Here is a 17,869-nt window from a genome sequence, read left to right on the forward strand (position 1 = left end):
GAGGCGACATAGTCACTTCTAACTGGGGACGGTGCTTTTTTGTTGCAGGTTACGTGCAGCAAAAAATGCTTTAATTTGTCGAGTTGGAGTCAGCACGATAGCATTACCAAATAACACTAGGCTAAATCCCATAAAGGTGTTCGCTTGCCATTCGAATCCTTCAAATAAGGTACTTAATACCACCGCAACCAGCGGGAATAATACAATGACATAGCTTGCGCGCTCAGGGCCGATATTTTTTAGTAGTGCAAAGTAACAAGCAAATGCGATTACGGTACCAAACACTGCTAAGTACAAGAGCGATATCCAATAACTGGCCGGGGCATTCAATGTAAGCTCAACATCGCTCACTAAAACGTAAGCTGCTAGGCTTAAAGCGCTGTATAACATACCCCAGGCATTGCCCTGAAGTACGCCAATATTGCGCTGAGAATTTCGGACGCTGACCATATTACCCAATGAAGCCACAAAGGTCCCAGATAGCGCAAGTAGTAACCCGACCAACGCACCATTACTCAAGTCGAATTGCTGAATTTGTGGCCAAAACAAACTGGCAATACCTAATACGCCCAATAAAGCGCCAAAGTAAATTCGTTTAGCAATCGGCTTTGCGAAGAATAGTCTGGTATTAATAATGTTCATTAATAGCAACATAGAGAACGCAATTGAGGCCATTGCAGAGCTGAGGTAGTTCTGCGCCCAATACAGTACTAAATAATTTAAACCAAAGTTAAATAAAGCCAATAATGCAAAAAATCCGTGATCACGCAGTGAATATTGCATAGGTAGTTTTTTCGCTAGCACAAAGGTCCACATTAAAATGGCTGCAATGGCAAAACGATAAAATAAAGAGACCTCAACTGCGACATCACCTAGTTGAAACTCAATAGCTAGCCAAGTCGATCCCCAGATCAGCACTGTAGCAAGGTAGAGAGCGGCGCTTTTCATAGTTAGTACCTAAAAATTGAAAGTATGTTCATTTTAATCTGCTTCTGTATACTTAACATATACAGAAAACTAAAAATGCAACCTATACAGTTTGGTGGGCTATGTCACAAGTTATCAGTCGCAGTAACAGTGAGTTCTTATATCAACAAGTTATTCAGCTAGTTAGAGATCTTTGCTTGCAGGGCTCGCTATTACCGGGTGAGAAATTACCTTCGCTCAGAAAAATGGCAGATAAGCTAAACATTAGCATTCCTACGGTAAAACAAGCTTATCAATTACTTGAAGGGCAAGGATTGATTGAAGCGAGAGAAAAGTCTGGGTACTTTTTAAAGTCTTCTCAGTTAAATCAGTCTCGGCCAAAGCGAGTCAGGCTTAGTCGAGAGCCAACCACAGTAAACAAGCAAGGATTGATTGAGCAAGTTTATGGTGCCATCCATAAAGCCAATGTGGTGCCATTTGGCATTGCTAACCCAGTAGCCGCAGCTCCGACAGATAAGGCGCTGGCACGAACAATGCGCCGAGTAATGACACTGGCTGGCGCATCGGCAATTAATTACGGCCCGATGGATGGTTTTGCACCACTTAAAAAACAACTCATTCATCGCTATTTGGACTTTGGCATTGGGGTTGATAGCGATGAGTTAGTGATCACCAATGGTGCCCAAGAGGCGTTGGCTATTGCCCTGAAGTGCGTTGCTAAACCCGGGGATGTTATTGCTATCGAGTCGCCTTGTTATTTTGGCATTATTGAATTAATTGAGAGCTTAGGCTTGAAGGCACTGGAAATACCGCTGTGCCCCGATGAAGGAATATGGCTAGATGACTTGGTTCAAGCACTCGATGAGCATGATATAAAAGCCTGTGTGTTTTCAACCTCATTAAATAACCCAGTTGGCAGTTTTATGCCTGATGCCAAGCGTGAGCAATTAGTGGCACTTTTAGAGCAGCGCGAGGTGGTGCTCATTGAAGATGATGTTTATGGCGACCTACATTTTACAGCTAAGCGTGCCACTCCTGCACAAGCTTATTCAAAAAAGGGGTTAGTGATCACCTGTGCGTCGTTTTCAAAAACAGCCGCACCTAGTTACCGCATAGGTTGGATCATTGCAGGTAAGTTTGCTGAACAAGCAAGGCGACACAAACGCGCGCTTAGTTGCTCTGCGCCGCTTATAAATCAGTGGACCTTGTATGAGTTTATAGCCAGTGGTGAGTACGACCGTAACATTCGTTTGCTTAGACAGCGCTTAAGTACCAACAAAGAGCGTATGATTTGGTGCCTGCAGCAATATATGCCAAGTTGTGCGCGTATTAGTAACCCGCAAGGGGGCTGTGTTATCTGGGTTGATCTTGGTAGCCAATATGATGCGGTAAAACTATTTCATTTGGCACTTGAGGCAGGGATTAGTATTACCCCTGGGTTGATATTCTCAGCGGGTAAAAAGTACCGTAGTTGTTTTCGATTAAGCTATGGTTTGCCTTGGTCTGAAAGTTTGGAACAGGCGATTAAAACGTTATCGCAACTGACCGTGCTGGCCAAAAAATAAAAAAGCGCAGAGCAAGCTCTGCGCGAAAGGACCAAGTGTTTTGGTTCAGGGATGTTAATTTCTTAACTGGTCAATTACTCTGCGTTCTGTTTAAAAGTAAATAATTGATATTCTTTTAGCTGTGGTACTAGAACCACTAATTCTTGTTCTTTATGAGCGATATCAGCAAAACTGCCACACAATGCATCTGCTCGCTCTTCTAGCTGAGCTGCTTGGGTTTCTACGCGAGCTTCGATTTGTGCGCCCATGTTTTCCATACGTTGCTCAAACTCATCCATGTCGCCACCCGAACCTAAAAGCTCAGAGCCAAGAGCCACTAAAATACTGCCCATCGATTGCATCATGGCTGACTCTACTGCTGATTCGATTTGCTCATCGAATTGGTCTTCAAAGTTTTGGCCAAATTTTTCAAAGTTTTGTTGACCCATTGTGAACGCACCTTGTTGGTAGAAAGCGTTTTGCACTTCTACGCTGATATCGTCCATTAATTCTGAAATGTCACTTAGGCCATCAATGTTGAAAGCATTTGATACTTCTTCGATTGCTACGCCTGCTATTTTTACGCCATCAAGTGCGATATTAGCTACTTCAGGAAGTTGGCTGCGCAAGCTGTCTGAGTAATCTGCAATTGCTTGCTGTTGTGAAGCATTAAGGGATACGCTTTGGCCATCGATATATAAAGTATGTTGGTCGATGATTTTCATGCTGCGATTATCGGCTGTGTATACTTCTAACTCACTTGGAGTGATACGCACATCATTTATAAATTCGACATCACATTGCTCACCGCTGAATGAAATATTTGTATCATTATCGTTATGAGCCATTGCGCTGGTAGCGATAAATAAAGAACTTAGTAACAATAACTTTTTCATTTTTTTCTTTCCTGTTTGAAATGACATAAAAATATAATCAAATAGGATGCCAAATATTATAAATTCTTTTATTTCATTGGCTTATGGTTTTTTAGGGTTTTTGTTGGAAGTGCACGGAATAATTTTTTAACCATTTTTTAGTCAAATTAACTAAAAAATACACATGCATAAATGACTTTTATCGAAACGATAAAAAACTCTCACTTTTCAGAAATCAAATTTAGCGCTATTTATTCACAATATTGACATATGACCTATTTAGCATGGGTGTATGGCTTTATTTTGGTGGTTTTTTAGATACTAAATAACTACTGAGCTTTTTAATCTTTGCCAATTCATCGAGCAAATTTTAATCTCAAGAATTGGTCTCAAACACTTTATGGAGTGGGTTGTGGGTAAGACATTTAGTTATGACGCGCTAGATGACGATTTTGTTGAAGACGAGTACGAAATGGTCGGGCGTAATCAACACGACAAGAAAAAGCAACGCGTTAAGAAGAAGTTGGAAGACTATCTTGAACAAAAACGCTTGCGTAGAAACTTAGGCGATGACGACTTTGATGAGTACTTGAACGACTAAGCATAAATTTAAATAAAGAGGCTATTTGCCTCTTTATTGCTTTAAGGCCTTATTACTTGCTCAAAGCGGCAAGAATGTCTGATTCGAACTGCTCAGGTTTTGTAAGTGGCGCGTATCGTTTAATTGCTTTGCCGTCCTTACCAATTAAAAATTTGGTGAAGTTCCATTTTATTTTGCGGGTAATAAAACCAGGCAGCTCTGATTTTAGATATCTAAACACAGGGTGAGCATGCTCGCCATTTACGTCAACCTTACTCATCATCAAAAAGCTCACACCATAGTTAATTAAGCAGCCTTCTTTTATTTCTTTAGCATCACCAGGTTCTTGTTTACCAAATTGATTACATGGAAAGCCAATTATTACCAAGCCTTGTTCATGGTACTTATCATGAAGTACTTGTAAGCCTTCGTATTGCGGGGTGAAACCGCATTTACTCGCTGTATTTACAACAAGTACGACCTTATTTTCAAAATCAGAAAAATCGACAGTTTGGCCTTGTAGGCTGGTGGCAGAGAGTTGGTGAAATTCGCTCATAATGATAACTTTTTATTATTGTTAGACTGATTCTAACTTGCTTGTCATATTTCTAAAAGAGCAAATATTAATCAGCAAATGCATTGGTTAAATGTTCTATTAGTAAACGTACCCGAAACGGTAATAGATCTTTTCTTGGGTAGACTAACCAAGATGCGTTATCGCCAACCTGAAACTCTTCAAGAATGCTTACTAATTGCCCACTATTTAAAAAAGGTTCCACGATATCTAACGCTAAATGGGCAATGCCAACTCCTGCTACTGCGGCATTTAAAATAGCCTGCGGGTGGTTGCTACGCCAATTACCATCGATACGAACTTCTTTAATTTGATCGTCAATATTAAATCGCCAGCGCTTTCGCATGGTAATTAAGCAGTTATGCTCAGCAAGGTCATAAGGCGTTTTAAGAGAAGGGTGACTGGCTATGTATTCAGGGCTAGCAACGAGGGTCATGACGCGCTTACATAAAGGGCGTGCAATTAAGTTTGAGTCTTGCATCCTGCCAAAGCGAATGGCTAAATCAAAGCCTTCTTCAACTAAGTTGACATTGCGACTATTAAAGTCGAGATCGACCTCTACCTCAGGGTAGCGTTTTACAAATTCTGCGACTTTGGGGGCGATTTGGTTAGCTACAAACTCGCCCGCACCCGTTATTCTTATTAGTCCTTTTGGTTGGCGCTGCTCACCTTGTAATTGATTGTTTGCATCAATTAACTCTTGGCGTATAGCTTTTAACTTAACAGCGTATTCACGCCCTGCATCAGTGAGACTAATTTTACGAGTGGTGCGCTGAAATAGCACAGAACCTAAACGATTTTCAAGTTGTTGTACTTGCCGACTGATATGTGAAGTTGATACTTCCATAGCTTTAGCTGCGTGTGTAAAACTGCCGTGCTCAACAACATATAAAAATTCCTCTAAGCCTTGCCACATTATCTTTACCCTAAGTTTTTCAGTAAATTTAAAGCAGTTTAAGTGGTTTATTATTGCATGTCTGCAAAAGTGATTATTTATTTGCTCCCTTTATCCCTGTATAAAAATAACTACAATAGTTGTGTCACTGATTAATACTCACAAATATAAGGGAGTAAGCATGTTAAATTTTAGCTTTGAGAATCCAACCAAAATTCATTTTGGTGAGCAGCAAATTAAAGAAATTCAAAACGAGATCCCAAAGAATGCCAAGGTACTTGTTACTTATGGTGGCGGCAGCATTAAGAAAAATGGCGTTTATGATCAAGTTAAAGCCGCATTGATTGAACATACTTGGTTTGAATTTGCGGGAATTGAGCCAAATCCAAGCTACCAAACATGCATGAAAGCTGTAGAGCTAGTTAAAGAGCAGCAAATTGACTATATCCTTGCTGTCGGCGGTGGCTCTGTCGTGGACGGAAGTAAATTTATTGCTGCTGCGGCTGAGTTTGCTGGCGAACCATGGGATATTTTAGCAAAAGGTGCTGAAGTGAAATCAGCAGTGGCACTGGGCGTTGTTCTAACACTGCCTGCAACAGGTTCTGAATCAAACACTTTCAGTGTGGTATCAAACTTAGATACTCAAGATAAGTTGCCGTTTGCAAGTGAGTTTGTGCGGCCTCGCTTTGCTGTCTTAGATCCCGCGGTGACATTCTCATTGCCTGAGCGTCAGGTAACTAATGGGATTGTTGATGCGTTTGTGCACACAATGGAGCAATACCTTACTTATGATGTCGGTGCCAAATTACAAGACCGCTTTGCTGAGGGGATTTTAATGACCCTTATTGAAGAAGGTCCGAAGGCATTCTCTGAGCCAGATAACTATCAAGTACGCGCGAATATTATGTGGTCAGCGACTATGGCACTTAATGGTTTGATTGGTGCTGGTGTGCCACAAGACTGGGCGACTCATATGATTGGTCATGAAATGACCGCGGTGTACGGTTTGGACCATGCACAAACATTAGCGATTGTATTACCTCGTATGATGGCTGAACAAAAAGACACCAAGCGTGGCAAGTTATTACAATATGCTGAGCGAGTATTAGGCCTTGATATCAGCGATGAAGATGCGGCTATTGATAGCGCAATTGCTGCGACAGAAGCATTTTTCCATAGTGTTAAAATGCCAACTCGTTTAAGCGACTATAAGCTCGATGAAAGTGTCGCAGATAAACTTGTCGCTCAGCTGGAACGCCACGGTATGACGGCTCTAGGTGAGCGTGAGCAAGTTACACTTGAGAAAAGCCACGCAATTTTACTTGCCAGTGTTTAACTTAAGATTATAAATAATCCCATACCTGCTAGTGTTGTGTAGTAAATGTTATGTGTTCTATAAGCCACTATAACAGATACTACTGCAGCACTTAGGTAGGGATTTTGCCAATCTAAATTTATCCCTTCGTCATTAATAAACACAATGGGTACCCAAATCGCGGTAAGTACTGCTGGGGCGCTAAAACTTAAGAATTGCTGCATTTTCGGGCCAACTTTAAAGGGTAATGCGCGGTGCAAAAATAAGTAACGTGTGAAGAAGGTGATACACGCCATCAATAAAATAGTGGTCATCATTGTGTATGCTCCTCTTTTGCTTGCCAGCGACTAATTAGGTAACCGACAGTCATGGCAATAAGGGCTGCTGTGACAAGCCAAAGTTGAAAGCCCTGACTTTTTAATAGCGTTGCAACAACACCTGCTGTGATCACAGTAGCTAGTGTCGCTAGGTTTTTTACACCAGGAATAACTAAAGCAATAAAAGTGGCAGCGATAGCAAAATCAAGCCCCAGGTGCGTTAAATCAGGTAGTAAGCTACCTGCGACGATACCAAGCAGAGTCCATATATTCCAAGCAATATAAAAGCTAAACCCGGCACTTAGCGCGTAAATCAAGCGCACTTTCGTTCTATACGCTCTGCGATGATGCGAAAAAGCAAACAATTCATCAGTAAGTACAAAGCTAACTGGAAGTCGCCAGCGAAAGGGCTGGTCTATGACTTTGTGACGAATAGCTAAACCATACAAAAAGTGCCGCGAGCTAATAATGAGTGTGGTAAACAAAATTGTTAATAGCGGGGTATTTCCAGCCATTAACTCAATTGCGACGAGCTGAGCAGAACCAGCAAATACCAATAGCGACATAGCTTGTGTTTCAAAAGCACTAAAACCATTTTGAACGGCTAAAGAACCACATAAAATCCCCCAAGGTAACACCGCAAGACATAAAGGAAGCATGTCGAAAAACCCTTTTAGTAAGGCTCTTAATGTTGAATTATGCATCTTATCGCTCATGTTTGTTGTTATGGCTCAGATCAAAACAGCTGAAATAGAGGTGTGTCAAAATAACTGAAGTTTGTAATAATGTATAGCCGAACCCGTTATTGAAATTTCTGTCTGCAAGTCATTAGCGTCTTTTAAAGGGAAAGTTACAATGTCTAAAGTTAAAGTTTGGGATGGCTTTATAAGAAGCTTCCATTGGTTATTAGTTGCGGCCATCGCAACACTCTATTTTAGTGCTGAAGAAGGTATGTTGGAGCTGCATTTTGCTGCAGGCTACTTTACCTTGGCGCTTATTATCACACGTATTATTTGGGGTTTTATTGGTAGTCAAACGGCGAAGCTCTCTGCGCTCATTCATTCTCCTGTTGCTGCTATTAAGTCGTTTACAAGCAATGAGCACAAAGCGGGTCATGGTGCTGCGGGTAGTTATATGGTGATAGCCTTTTTTGCTTTACTCATCGTGCAGTTAACTTCGGGTCTAATGACCAGTGACGATATTTTAACGGATGGCCCTCTAGTAGAGCATGTTTCTTCAGATACTGTAGAGTTTGCGGGTTGGTTACATCATTTAAATTTTGATATTTTGTTGTACGCAATTGTGCTGCACGTTTTGGCGATTGTTATTTACCGTATTAAGGGTAAAAACTTAGTGAAACCTATGTTGACCGGAAATAGCGAGCAAGTCTCAATCACTGAGCCAGTTACTAAATCACCAGTGATTGCTTTTATTATCTTTGCAGTGTGTTTAGTGGTGTTATTTACGACTTGGGGTGCTGAGCCGCTCAGCTATTTACTTGGGTAAGTTGCTATAAGGCATTAAAAAGGCGCTTCTTAGCGCCTTTTTAGTTTAAATTATTACTAGACTAGTCTTTGAAAGACTTATGGCAATCTTTACAGCCTTTAGCCCATGCGCCGAATGCTTTACCAATAACTTTTTTATCGCCACTTTGTGCTGCGACAGCTAATTCATCGGCGTATTGCTGGAAAGCAACCGCTTTTTTCATAAAGGTTTCGTTGTCGCTCCAAACAGCTGCAAGCGCAGAAGTATCACCTTTATCAGAACCCGCTACAAAAGCTTCCCAAGGCATTTTTGATAGCGCTGCTGCATTGTTGGCACGCTTTTGAAAACGTTCTGCATCAAAAGGTACTTTTCCTTTTAACATATCGCCCATATCGCCAATTTGCACACGGATCATTGAAAATGCAGCCTGACGGTACTCAATTGCATCGCTTGGTTCTTCAAAAACTGAGTTTGCAGATGCACTTAGCGCCATTGTCGATAGCATAGCACCTAATACTAATTGTTTTAATTTCATTCCTTTTGCCCCTTAAAGTGTCATAAAGATAAACTAACTGAGTTTGTATCTTAGCTTAGTGTATTATTCAAGTGTATTGCGGCTAATCTTAACTTAAGTTTAATCTAGGGCGTGTTGACCTTTGTGGATTAAAATTAATCGCAAAAGGTCAATTACGGCCTAATCATTTATATCAATATCGGCGAAGATCATACCTCGGCGCATGCTTCTCGTTGCTAAGAAAACCTCGCCTAGTAAAGATAAAAAGCCACAGATTAACAGTGCCATAGCAGCGACAAAGCAGCTTGCAATTGTCACACTCAAGTTAATTGATTGGATATGTGATAAAAATAGACACATAACCACAGCGCACACTAATAAGGCACTGAGCACGCTTAAACTAAACGCGATATGGATGCAGCGTGAGCGTTTCAACAATGCCCTTAGTTCTGTTGTTAGTGACTTATTGAAGTCTTCATCGGTACTGACTTTAAGCTTACGTTCTAACTGTCTCGCTCGATCTGTAATACGCGCTAAGCGGTTGGAAAGTACCCCTAACGTTGCTGCAATACCGGTAATTAAAAAGACCGGTGCAACAGCCGTTTGAATCACCTTTGCCATGGTAAGAATGTTGATTACTTCTGAATTCATTTTCAATACTCTATTTACTAAAACTCAATACACTGTTCATTTACAAATGTTTACAACTCTAGCTTGCATCTTTAAATCATTTTAAAACAATATGTTACTTAAACTCAGTGTTCTTTGTTTTAGCTGAATGTAATTCTTATGTAACAGAAATGTTGTTCTTGCTAGGGTTTCCGTTTTATATTGGTTCTGAAACTTTGTTTCAATCACTATTTAGACGATAACATAACATATCCCAGGGGAACCCATGTCTAAAAATCTAATAAAAAGAACTGCAGTTGCTTTGGCTGTAACCAGTGCAATGTGCGCTAGTGCACAAGCCAATGACTTTTCTAAATATAATCTTGCCGGCAAAAAATTAATCCAATCGAGCGCGGTAACTAAAAAAGAACAAAAAGCTCATCGCGAAGCTACAAGCTGGTTAATTAAGTTAAATGCTCCAGCATCAGTTAATGCTAAAACAATGGGCGCGGATGTAGCGTCAATTCAAGCGCAAGCAAAAGTAGCGCAAGCAAGCGTAGAGCAAGCAATCAACAGTATGGACTTGCCTGTACAAGTTGTCGCTAAAACATCAACACTAGTAAGCTCAATCGTAGTCAATGGTAATAAGCAAGATGTTGCTAAGTTACTATCGAACTCTCAAGTTGAGGGCATTTACCCAGTATACGATTATGAATTGCATGTTGCTGACAGCGCTGACTATATTGAAGCAACTCCTTTAGTATCTAATGGTTTAGCAACAGGTGAAGGTGTTCGCGTTGCTGTGCTTGATACAGGTATTGACTACACTCATACCGCTTTTGGTGGTGCGGGTACTGATGAAGCATATGCTGCAGCAATTGCAGACCCTGCGTCAGTAGATTGGCCACAAGGTAAGGTATTAGGCGGTTATGATTACATTAACGATGATGCCGATCCTATTGATGTAGATACAAACCACGGTACACACGTTTCTCACTCTGTTAACGGTATTGCACCAAACGTAGATTTATTTGTTTACTCTGTATGTAATAGCGGCTGTCCAGGTCTTGCACAACTTTTAGCTCTTGAAAGTGCAATGGATCCGAATGGTGACGGTGATATGAGCGACCGTGTTGATGTTGTAAATATGTCTCTTGGTGGCGATTACGGTGATATTGCTAATGATGCAGTAGGTTTATTCATCAACCAAGCAGTTAAACTTGGTACAAACGTTGTTATCTCTGCTGGTAATGATGGTGCTTATCCATTCATCGTTGGTGGCCCAAGTACAACTGAAAACGCTCTTTCAGTGGGTGCGATGACTCACCCTACCGGTGAAGAGTCAATTGGTAGCGGTACAATTAATGGCGAAGAAGCAATTGTTCAGCCTGCAAGCTTTGGTCCGCAAACTGCATTTAGCTACACTAATGAAAACTTGGAACTTGTGTACCCAGATGCAAATCAAGCGGCTTGTGAAGCGTTTGCTGACGACGTAGATTTTACAGGTAAAGGCGTTATCATCGACCGTGGTGCATGTGCATTTACAGTTAAAGTATTAGCAGCACAAGCTAAAGGCGCAGAGTTTGTTATTATTGCAAACAACACTGATGATGGCACGCCAGCACCTATGGGTGGTGCAGATCCAACTGTAACTATCCCTTCTGTAGGCGTAACGTTTGCAGCGGGTACTGCTTTAAAAGCGGGCGGTACATTCAACCTAACAGTTGAGCGTTTAGTTCTATCTGGTGCAATTGCAGACTTCACATCGCGTGGCCCTTCAATGGGCGGGTTGTTAAAACCTGAAATTACAGCACCAGGCGTAAACATCATGACTGCTCACCCAGGCCTTGGTGATGGCCTTACTGGCGCAACAGGTACTTCATTCTCGGGCCCAATTACTGCTGGTGCGGTGAGCTTATTAAAAGAAGCGCTGCCAGAGCGTAACGCGTTTGAAATTAAAGCGACATTAATGAACACGGCAAACCTAAATGTAACTATGGAGCCGTTAGCAATTAACCCAGACGCTGAGCTTGCACCAATTAGTTATATCGGTGCGGGTCTTGTTGATGTAAATAAAGCTGCAAATTTACCTGTAGCTGCTTGGGCTGCAGATACTAAACAAGCTGCGCTTTCGTTTGGTTTAGTAAACGCATCAGAAACAGTTGAGCTTACTAAAACAGTTCAAGTTAAGAACTTCTCTAACGAAGACCAAGTGTACACACTTTCTCTAGAACAACGTTATGCAGACGATGTTGAGCGTGGTTCATTCTCACTTGACTACCCAGAGTCAATTACAGTGCCAGCAGGTCAAACAATGTCATTTGAAGTGACAGCAACAATTGATCCTGCAACTTTACCTGAGTGGACTTTAACTGAGGAAAATATTGGTTCTCAAGATGCTACGGCTGACTTAACTAACCTAGAGCTTGATGGTGCGCTAATCTTCTCTGATGGCAGCGATGAAGCATTCCACCTTGTTTACCATGTATTACCAAAAGCAAATGCAGCAATGAGCTTCATGCCAGTTGTGACTGATAACGGCGTTGCACATGAAGTAACAAACACAGGTGCGGTAGCACTTGACCCTGTATTTGCTCCTACAGTAATGACTGATGATATTGATGAAGACCAACGTTTTGACTTAGTAGGCGCATCAATCGAAACATTTGCTGTATCAGCTGAAATTTGTGAAAGCGGTTATGTAACACTTACTACATTAGTGCTAAACGAGGGAATTACTCACTCTTACGTGGGTGGTTTCATGGCTGACTTCGATATGGACCAAGATGGTGTTTACGATGTTACAGTACAAAATGGTAAGTTAGAGTGGTTCTACGATGTTGAGCCGGGCACTGCAATTACCTTTACTCACGGCTATGGTAGTGCTTCTGGTTTCTTAGATAATTATTACCAAATTATCGGTAACAACCACCTCACAATGCAAAGCTGTATTGAAGCATTTGGCCTAACAGCCGATGACATTGGTCGAGCAACTGTAGATGTACGTTTCCGTACAGAAGAAGAAACATGGACACCAATTGCAACTGAAGAAGGTGATGTTGCAATGGGTACTTACACATTCACAGATGCATCAAGTGATGTATATGCAATGTTTGTAGATGAAGCTGGTGAAGCTGTTAGCTCAATTGAACCAGGTGCTTCAGCTACTTTATACAATGCAGGTGAAGACTTCATGATTCTTTCAGACTCGGGTTCTAAAGCGTATGCTGCAACACCTGAATCAGACTCGAATACTCCACCAGTTGTTGTTGATACTGAGTTCTCTGTTGATGAAAACACTGAAAACGGTACGGTAATTGGTACGCTAGAAGCAACTTATGGTGCTGATTTAGCAAGCCCTGTTACAGAGTTCATTGTAATTAGCTCAAGTTCAACAGCTATTTCAGTAACATCTTCAGGTGATGTTGTAGTTATGAATCAAGACGTACTTGATTATGACGCTGGTTTAACATCAATTGAACTAGAAGTAGTTGCAACTGATAGATCAGGTAATGTTTCAGAGTCTGCTATGGTAACTGTTACTGTTAACAACCTAGCTGATGAAGCGTCTGAGCAACCAGTTGAAGCGGAAGAACCAGCGAAGAAAAAATCTTCTTCAGGTTCACTAGCATGGTTAACATTACTTGCTGCACCGTTCGCATTTATGCGTCGTCGTAAGCAAAAGTAATTACTTGATAAGTAAACAATAAAAGGGAGCTTCGGCTCCCTTTTTACATTGCTTCACAAAGGCTACTTATATGTTGCCGTTTTTTTACTTATATTGGAGACAGAATAATAAAACTAATACAGGAATCCCATGAAAGTTGGCCATTCACTTTGCCTTGCGGCACTCTCTTTAGCTGTTCTATCAGCGTGTAATAAAGTCCCAGATAATAAAGAGCAAGCCGTTATAACAGAGCAAGTTCAGGTTGTAGCTCCGCTTGCTAAAAAAATACCTCATGAAATGACCATTCATGGTGACACACGTATCGATAACTACTACTGGATGCGTGATGATGAGCGCAAAGATGCCGCTGTTATTACCCATTTAAATGCAGAAAATGCGTATGTTGAAAGCAAGCTGGCACATACTCAAACGCTACAAAACACCTTGTTCGAAGAGCTTAAAGGACGTATTGAAAAGGATGACGATACCGTACCGACAAAAAAAGGCGATTATTACTACTTCTCACAAACGCGCGGTGATGACGAATACCCAGTGTATGTGCGCAGCAAAGATAGCCAAGGAGAGGATAAGCAGGTTATCTTAAATGTGAATGAGCTGGCTAAAAATCATGACTATTTTGCCGTAACAGGTTTAGCTGTCAGCCCAAATGGCAATTTGCTGGCTTATGGTGAAGACACTGTGAGTCGCCGTATTTACACAATTAAAGTAAAAGATTTAACCACAGGTAAAATGCTCACAGAAAGCCTTGAAGGCACGGAAGGTGATGTAGTCTGGGCAAATGACAACAAAACCTTTTACTACATCAAAAAAGACCTACAAACGCTGTTAGGCTACCAAGTATATCGCCATACGCTAGGCACCCCGCAAGCCGACGACGAACTCGTTTACGAAGAGAAAAACACCAGTTACTACACCAGTATTTATAAGAGTAAAGACCAACAAGAAATCTATATTAGTCATGGCAGTACCAGTGCATCGGGTGTGTCGGTTATTGATGCTAATGATGTCAAAGCAATGCCAAAACGTTTTATTGAACGCGAAGCAGGACTTGAATATGACATCAAAAAGTTAGGTGATTGGTATTACATCGTTACTAATTTAAATGCTGTTAACTTCCAACTGATGAAAGTGCATCGCGATAAAGCTCATGATAAAGCACAATGGCAAACGATAATTGCTGGTCGTGATAACGTGAAACTTGAAGGCATTGATTTATTTAACAATCATTTAGTTTACGAAGAGCGAGAAATGGGGCAAACCCGAATCACTATTCGCGACCTTCGTAACCAACAAGAGCAAGTCGTTGCGTTTAATGACCCAACTTATATGGTCTTTAGTTATGGTAATCGTGAGTTAGATAACCCTAACTTACGTGTTTACTATTCAAGTATGACGACGCCAGGCAGCAGCTACGATATCAACCTAGAAAGTGGCGAAAAAACACTGCTTAAACAGCGTAAAGTGTTAGGTGATTTTAACCCTGACAACTATGCCTCTGAGCGAGTTTATGTGACTACCCGAGATGGTGTCGATGTTCCTGTTAGCCTTGTTTATCGTAAAGACAAGTTCAAAAAAGACGGCTCTAATCCGCTTATGCAATATGGTTATGGTTCGTATGGTGCGACCATGGATCCGAGCTTTTCAAGTTCACGCTTAAGTTTGCTTGATCGTGGTTTTGTGTTTGCGATTGCGCATATTCGTGGCTCGCAAATGCTGGGTCGCCCTTGGTACGAAGACGGCAAGTTGCTGAAGAAACAAAACACCTTTAATGATTTTATAGATGTGACTAAGTCTCTAGCTGCTCAAAAGTATGCTGATAAAGATAATATTTTTGCCATGGGAGGCAGTGCGGGTGGCTTGCTAATGGGGGCTGTTGTTAATCAAGCGCCTGAGCTATATAAAGGGGTGATTGCCGCAGTACCCTTTGTTGATGTAGTTACGACTATGCTTGATGCCAGCTTACCACTCACAACGAATGAGTATGACGAGTGGGGTAACCCGAACGATAAAGTCTATTATGATTACATGCTGTCATATTCGCCGTACGACCAAGTTAAGAAGCAGGCTTACCCAAATATGTTAGTTACTACCGGTTTGCACGACTCACAAGTGCAGTATTTTGAGCCGGCAAAATGGGTTGCTAAGCTACGTGAATATAAAACCGATGATAACCTGTTGCTGTTCAAAACCGACATGGAAGCAGGGCATGGCGGTGCTTCTGGGCGCTTTAAAAGCTTGCAAGATACTGCTTTATATTACGCCTTTATGCTCGATTTGGCGGGTATCGAAAAATAATAACAACACAGGCATCCGTGATTAAGCGGGTGCCTGCATAGCTAAATTAAAACGAAATTCACTGCCTTTTCCTAAGGTACTTTTTACGTTTATTTCACTATCCATTAGGGTGAGCAGTTGCTTGCAAATAGCGAGCCCTAAGCCTGTTGAGCCTCGTTTTATACTATTACGCGCCTGATAGTGAGGTTCGAAAATCGCATTGAGTTCATCCTCATGAATACCAACCCCGGTATCAGACACTGCCACGTATAACTGATCACTTTGCTGGCTAACCTTAACGGCAATTTCACCGCCATTTGGTGTGTGCCGAATGGCATTTTCGATTAAGTTTGTAAGCACCCGCTCTAATTTTGCGATGTCTGCCGTCACGGTAAAATCGCAAATTTCGGGAATAACCTTGAGTGAAATTCCTGCTGATTGCGCTGTTAGAGCAAGCTTTGCTACACAATCATAAATCAACTCGCCCAAATTAAAAGTCTCGGATTGTATTTTTACTTGGCCGCATTCTAAATTAGCTAATTCAAAAATTTGCTCAATCAGCTGTTTTAGTTGCTGGCAATTATCCATTGCAAGGTTGAGATAATGACGTTGCTCAGGCTCGTTTAAGTGGCTATTCGGTTTATTGATCACCTCCAGAAAGCCGTGCAGTGAAGATAGCGGCGTACGTAAATCGTGTGATAAGTGAGTGAGTAACTCTCGGCGTTGTTTATCGGCTTGCTGTAATGACTGAAACTGCTCATCAATACGCGCCAGCATGGCGTTGACGCCTTTACTTAAATTGCCTATTTCATCATGAGCTGTGTAGCTAGAATCCAATGACATTTTGGTTAGGCTGTAGTTAGCCGCTTCTATTTTATTAAGCTCTTTATTGAGTTTTTTTAGTGGTAAGGTGAAAAACCGAAATAACAGCAACATCGCAATAAAGAGCGCAACTAAGGCGGCTACAAACCACATAGCGGCAAGCCAAAGGTTATCATTGGCTTTAATGTTTTTAAGGGTTGTATCGTAATCTTGCCCGCCAATAATCACGTATAAATAGCCTTGCAGCTGTTGCTGATTATGAACCGGCGCAGTTGAAAATATTTTTACGCCATCTTTGCTGCGCGGATCGTCACCATAAATCGGTGTGGCAGTTGGGTCTTCAATTAGTTTCTGTATTGGGCCTAAGTTTATTTGTTGCCTAACGACTTGCCCCGGCTTGGCTGAATAAGTCAGTAAATGACCTTCAGGGTCTACAAAATAAAACTCAAAAGCTGGGCCAAGTATCATCAGTGTGTGGAATAGGTTTTCTAGCGCATCATAGTCATACACACCTTGTTTGATCAGTGGATTGTCGTGCACTAAATGCTCGGCTAGTTGGAGGTGCAAGTTTTGCTGGGCATGGTGTACAGAGCTTTGCTCTAATTGCTTGCTCCAATTTAAAACCAGCGCACACAACAGGCTAAAAATAAGCACCAATGACCAAGCAAGTTTTTGATAAAGCGTCATTGATTTCATTAGCTTGCACTCAACTGACCTGGATTTAGTTTATAACCTACACCCCAGACTGTTTCTATAAAGGTTGCTGGGTGATGCTGCTCAAATTTACTACGTAAACGGTTTATATGAGAATTGACTGTATGCTCGTAGCCGCTGTGTTGATAACCCCATACTTGGTCAAGTAACTGTTGGCGACTAAAAACATGATTTGGGTGCTTGGCAAAGTAAACGAGTAAATCAAATTCGGTAGCGGTTAAGTTAATTGCCTTATCAGCTAAAAATGCTTGGTGGCTGGTAAATTCAATGTGAAGCTCTCCAAGTTGAATTGCCGCTTGAGCGCTGTCTTCATGATGTGATTGGGCTGCTATCAGTTGCGACCTATGCCGTAATTGAGTTTTAATTCGTGCTTGTAACTCTCTAGCGAAAAAAGGTTTGCAAATGTAATCATCAGCGCCCATTTCCAGACCAATCACTCTGTCCATGTCACTACTGAGTGCGGTTAGTAAAATAACAGCAATGCTTGGGTAGTGCTCTTTAATTTTGCGACATAAGCTCAAGCCATCCATTTGTGGTAGGTTGATATCGAGCAGTACTAAGCCATAGCTCGAGCTGGCAAGCTTCTTTATTGCAGCCTCTGCGCTCGATGCTTCATCAATATGTAAATTTAGGCAGTGTAATTGCGTGCTGATAAGTTGGCGTATTGCTCTATCATCTTCGACAATTAATAATTTTTCTTGGCGCATTGCTTACTCCAAATCACAGAGGCACATCC

16 protein-coding genes are annotated in these 17,869 nt (G+C 41.5%); 6 read left to right on the forward strand and 10 right to left on the reverse strand.

Annotated elements, in window-relative coordinates:
* Positions 1–18 precede the first annotated feature (18 nt).
* On the reverse strand, positions 19–948 hold the full coding sequence (locus tag HCZ11_RS14990) for a DMT family transporter (RefSeq protein WP_130050080.1): 930 nt from the start codon (positions 946–948) through the stop codon (positions 19–21).
* 101 nt (positions 949–1,049) lie between these two features.
* Here HCZ11_RS14990 and HCZ11_RS14995 point away from each other — a divergent pair, with 101 nt between their 5' ends.
* On the forward strand, positions 1,050–2,492 hold the full coding sequence (locus tag HCZ11_RS14995) for a PLP-dependent aminotransferase family protein (protein ID WP_130050079.1): 1,443 nt from the start codon (positions 1,050–1,052) through the stop codon (positions 2,490–2,492).
* Positions 2,493–2,566: 74 nt separating this feature from the next.
* Here the strand turns inward: HCZ11_RS14995 and HCZ11_RS15000 are convergent, their stop codons facing one another.
* Positions 2,567–3,367 (reverse strand): YggN family protein, encoded by an 801-nt coding sequence (locus HCZ11_RS15000; protein ID WP_167658793.1) that lies wholly within the window; start codon positions 3,365–3,367, stop codon positions 2,567–2,569.
* Positions 3,368–3,758: 391 nt separating this feature from the next.
* On the opposite strand from HCZ11_RS15000, the gene HCZ11_RS15005 reads away from it, so the two are divergent.
* Positions 3,759–3,947 carry a PA3496 family putative envelope integrity protein gene (locus HCZ11_RS15005; protein ID WP_082389337.1) on the forward strand — a complete coding sequence of 63 codons (189 nt, stop codon included), beginning with the start codon at positions 3,759–3,761 and terminating at the stop codon, positions 3,945–3,947.
* A gap of 52 nt (positions 3,948–3,999) precedes the next feature.
* On the opposite strand, the gene HCZ11_RS15010 is transcribed toward HCZ11_RS15005, so the two are convergent.
* Both HCZ11_RS15010 and HCZ11_RS15015 read right to left on the reverse strand, forming a co-directional pair.
* On the reverse strand, positions 4,000–4,482 hold the full coding sequence (locus HCZ11_RS15010) for a glutathione peroxidase (RefSeq protein ID WP_167658794.1): 483 nt from the start codon (positions 4,480–4,482) through the stop codon (positions 4,000–4,002).
* A gap of 67 nt (positions 4,483–4,549) precedes the next feature.
* Positions 4,550–5,416 (reverse strand): LysR family transcriptional regulator, encoded by an 867-nt coding sequence (locus HCZ11_RS15015; protein WP_167658795.1) that lies wholly within the window; start codon positions 5,414–5,416, stop codon positions 4,550–4,552.
* 160 nt (positions 5,417–5,576) lie between these two features.
* On the opposite strand from HCZ11_RS15015, the gene HCZ11_RS15020 reads away from it, so the two are divergent.
* Complete coding sequence (locus tag HCZ11_RS15020) at positions 5,577–6,731, forward strand: iron-containing alcohol dehydrogenase (protein ID WP_130050075.1); 1,155 nt, start codon at positions 5,577–5,579, stop codon at positions 6,729–6,731.
* On the opposite strand, the gene HCZ11_RS15025 is transcribed toward HCZ11_RS15020, so the two are convergent.
* Positions 6,728–7,027: an AzlD domain-containing protein gene (locus HCZ11_RS15025; protein WP_130050074.1), complete on the reverse strand. Its 300-nt coding sequence runs from the start codon at positions 7,025–7,027 to the stop codon at positions 6,728–6,730. The two genes, HCZ11_RS15020 and HCZ11_RS15025, sit on opposite strands and share 4 nt — an antisense overlap.
* The gene (locus HCZ11_RS15030) at positions 7,024–7,731 is read right to left on the reverse strand and encodes an AzlC family ABC transporter permease (RefSeq protein WP_167658796.1); all 708 of its coding nucleotides are present in this window, start codon (positions 7,729–7,731) and stop codon (positions 7,024–7,026) included. Before HCZ11_RS15030 ends, HCZ11_RS15025 begins: the two co-directional genes overlap by 4 nt.
* Before the next feature lie 151 nt (positions 7,732–7,882).
* On the opposite strand from HCZ11_RS15030, the gene HCZ11_RS15035 reads away from it, so the two are divergent.
* Positions 7,883–8,533 carry a cytochrome b/b6 domain-containing protein gene (locus tag HCZ11_RS15035; protein WP_130050072.1) on the forward strand — a complete coding sequence of 217 codons (651 nt, stop codon included), beginning with the start codon at positions 7,883–7,885 and terminating at the stop codon, positions 8,531–8,533.
* Between the two features lie 61 nt (positions 8,534–8,594).
* Here the strand turns inward: HCZ11_RS15035 and HCZ11_RS15040 are convergent, their stop codons facing one another.
* Together HCZ11_RS15040 and HCZ11_RS15045 are read right to left on the reverse strand one after the other, a co-directional pair.
* Positions 8,595–9,047, reverse strand: a complete 453-nt coding sequence (locus HCZ11_RS15040; protein ID WP_130050071.1) for a cytochrome c — start codon at positions 9,045–9,047, stop codon at positions 8,595–8,597.
* A 159-nt stretch (positions 9,048–9,206) separates the two neighbouring features.
* Positions 9,207–9,677: a DUF2721 domain-containing protein gene (locus HCZ11_RS15045; RefSeq protein ID WP_063700612.1), complete on the reverse strand. Its 471-nt coding sequence runs from the start codon at positions 9,675–9,677 to the stop codon at positions 9,207–9,209.
* A gap of 244 nt (positions 9,678–9,921) precedes the next feature.
* Between HCZ11_RS15045 and HCZ11_RS15050 the strand changes: the two genes are divergently transcribed.
* Entirely contained in the window at positions 9,922–13,323 is a 3,402-nt protein-coding gene (locus tag HCZ11_RS15050; protein WP_167658797.1) for a S8 family serine peptidase, read from the forward strand.
* 129 nt (positions 13,324–13,452) lie between these two features.
* A complete protein-coding gene (locus HCZ11_RS15055; protein ID WP_167658798.1) occupies positions 13,453–15,618 on the forward strand; it encodes a S9 family peptidase in 2,166 nt (721 codons plus the stop codon).
* Positions 15,619–15,639: 21 nt separating this feature from the next.
* Here HCZ11_RS15055 and HCZ11_RS15060 read toward each other — a convergent pair whose 3' ends face one another.
* The gene (locus HCZ11_RS15060) at positions 15,640–17,115 is read right to left on the reverse strand and encodes a HAMP domain-containing sensor histidine kinase (RefSeq protein WP_130050068.1); all 1,476 of its coding nucleotides are present in this window, start codon (positions 17,113–17,115) and stop codon (positions 15,640–15,642) included.
* Positions 17,115–17,840, reverse strand: a complete 726-nt coding sequence (locus HCZ11_RS15065) for a response regulator transcription factor (RefSeq protein WP_130050067.1) — start codon at positions 17,838–17,840, stop codon at positions 17,115–17,117. Before HCZ11_RS15065 ends, HCZ11_RS15060 begins: the two co-directional genes overlap by 1 nt.
* Positions 17,841–17,869 lie beyond the last annotated feature (29 nt).

The sequence above is a fragment of the Pseudoalteromonas sp. HF66 genome, from assembly GCF_011806445.1.
In the GTDB taxonomy this organism is placed as follows: domain Bacteria; phylum Pseudomonadota; class Gammaproteobacteria; order Enterobacterales; family Alteromonadaceae; genus Pseudoalteromonas; species Pseudoalteromonas apostichopi.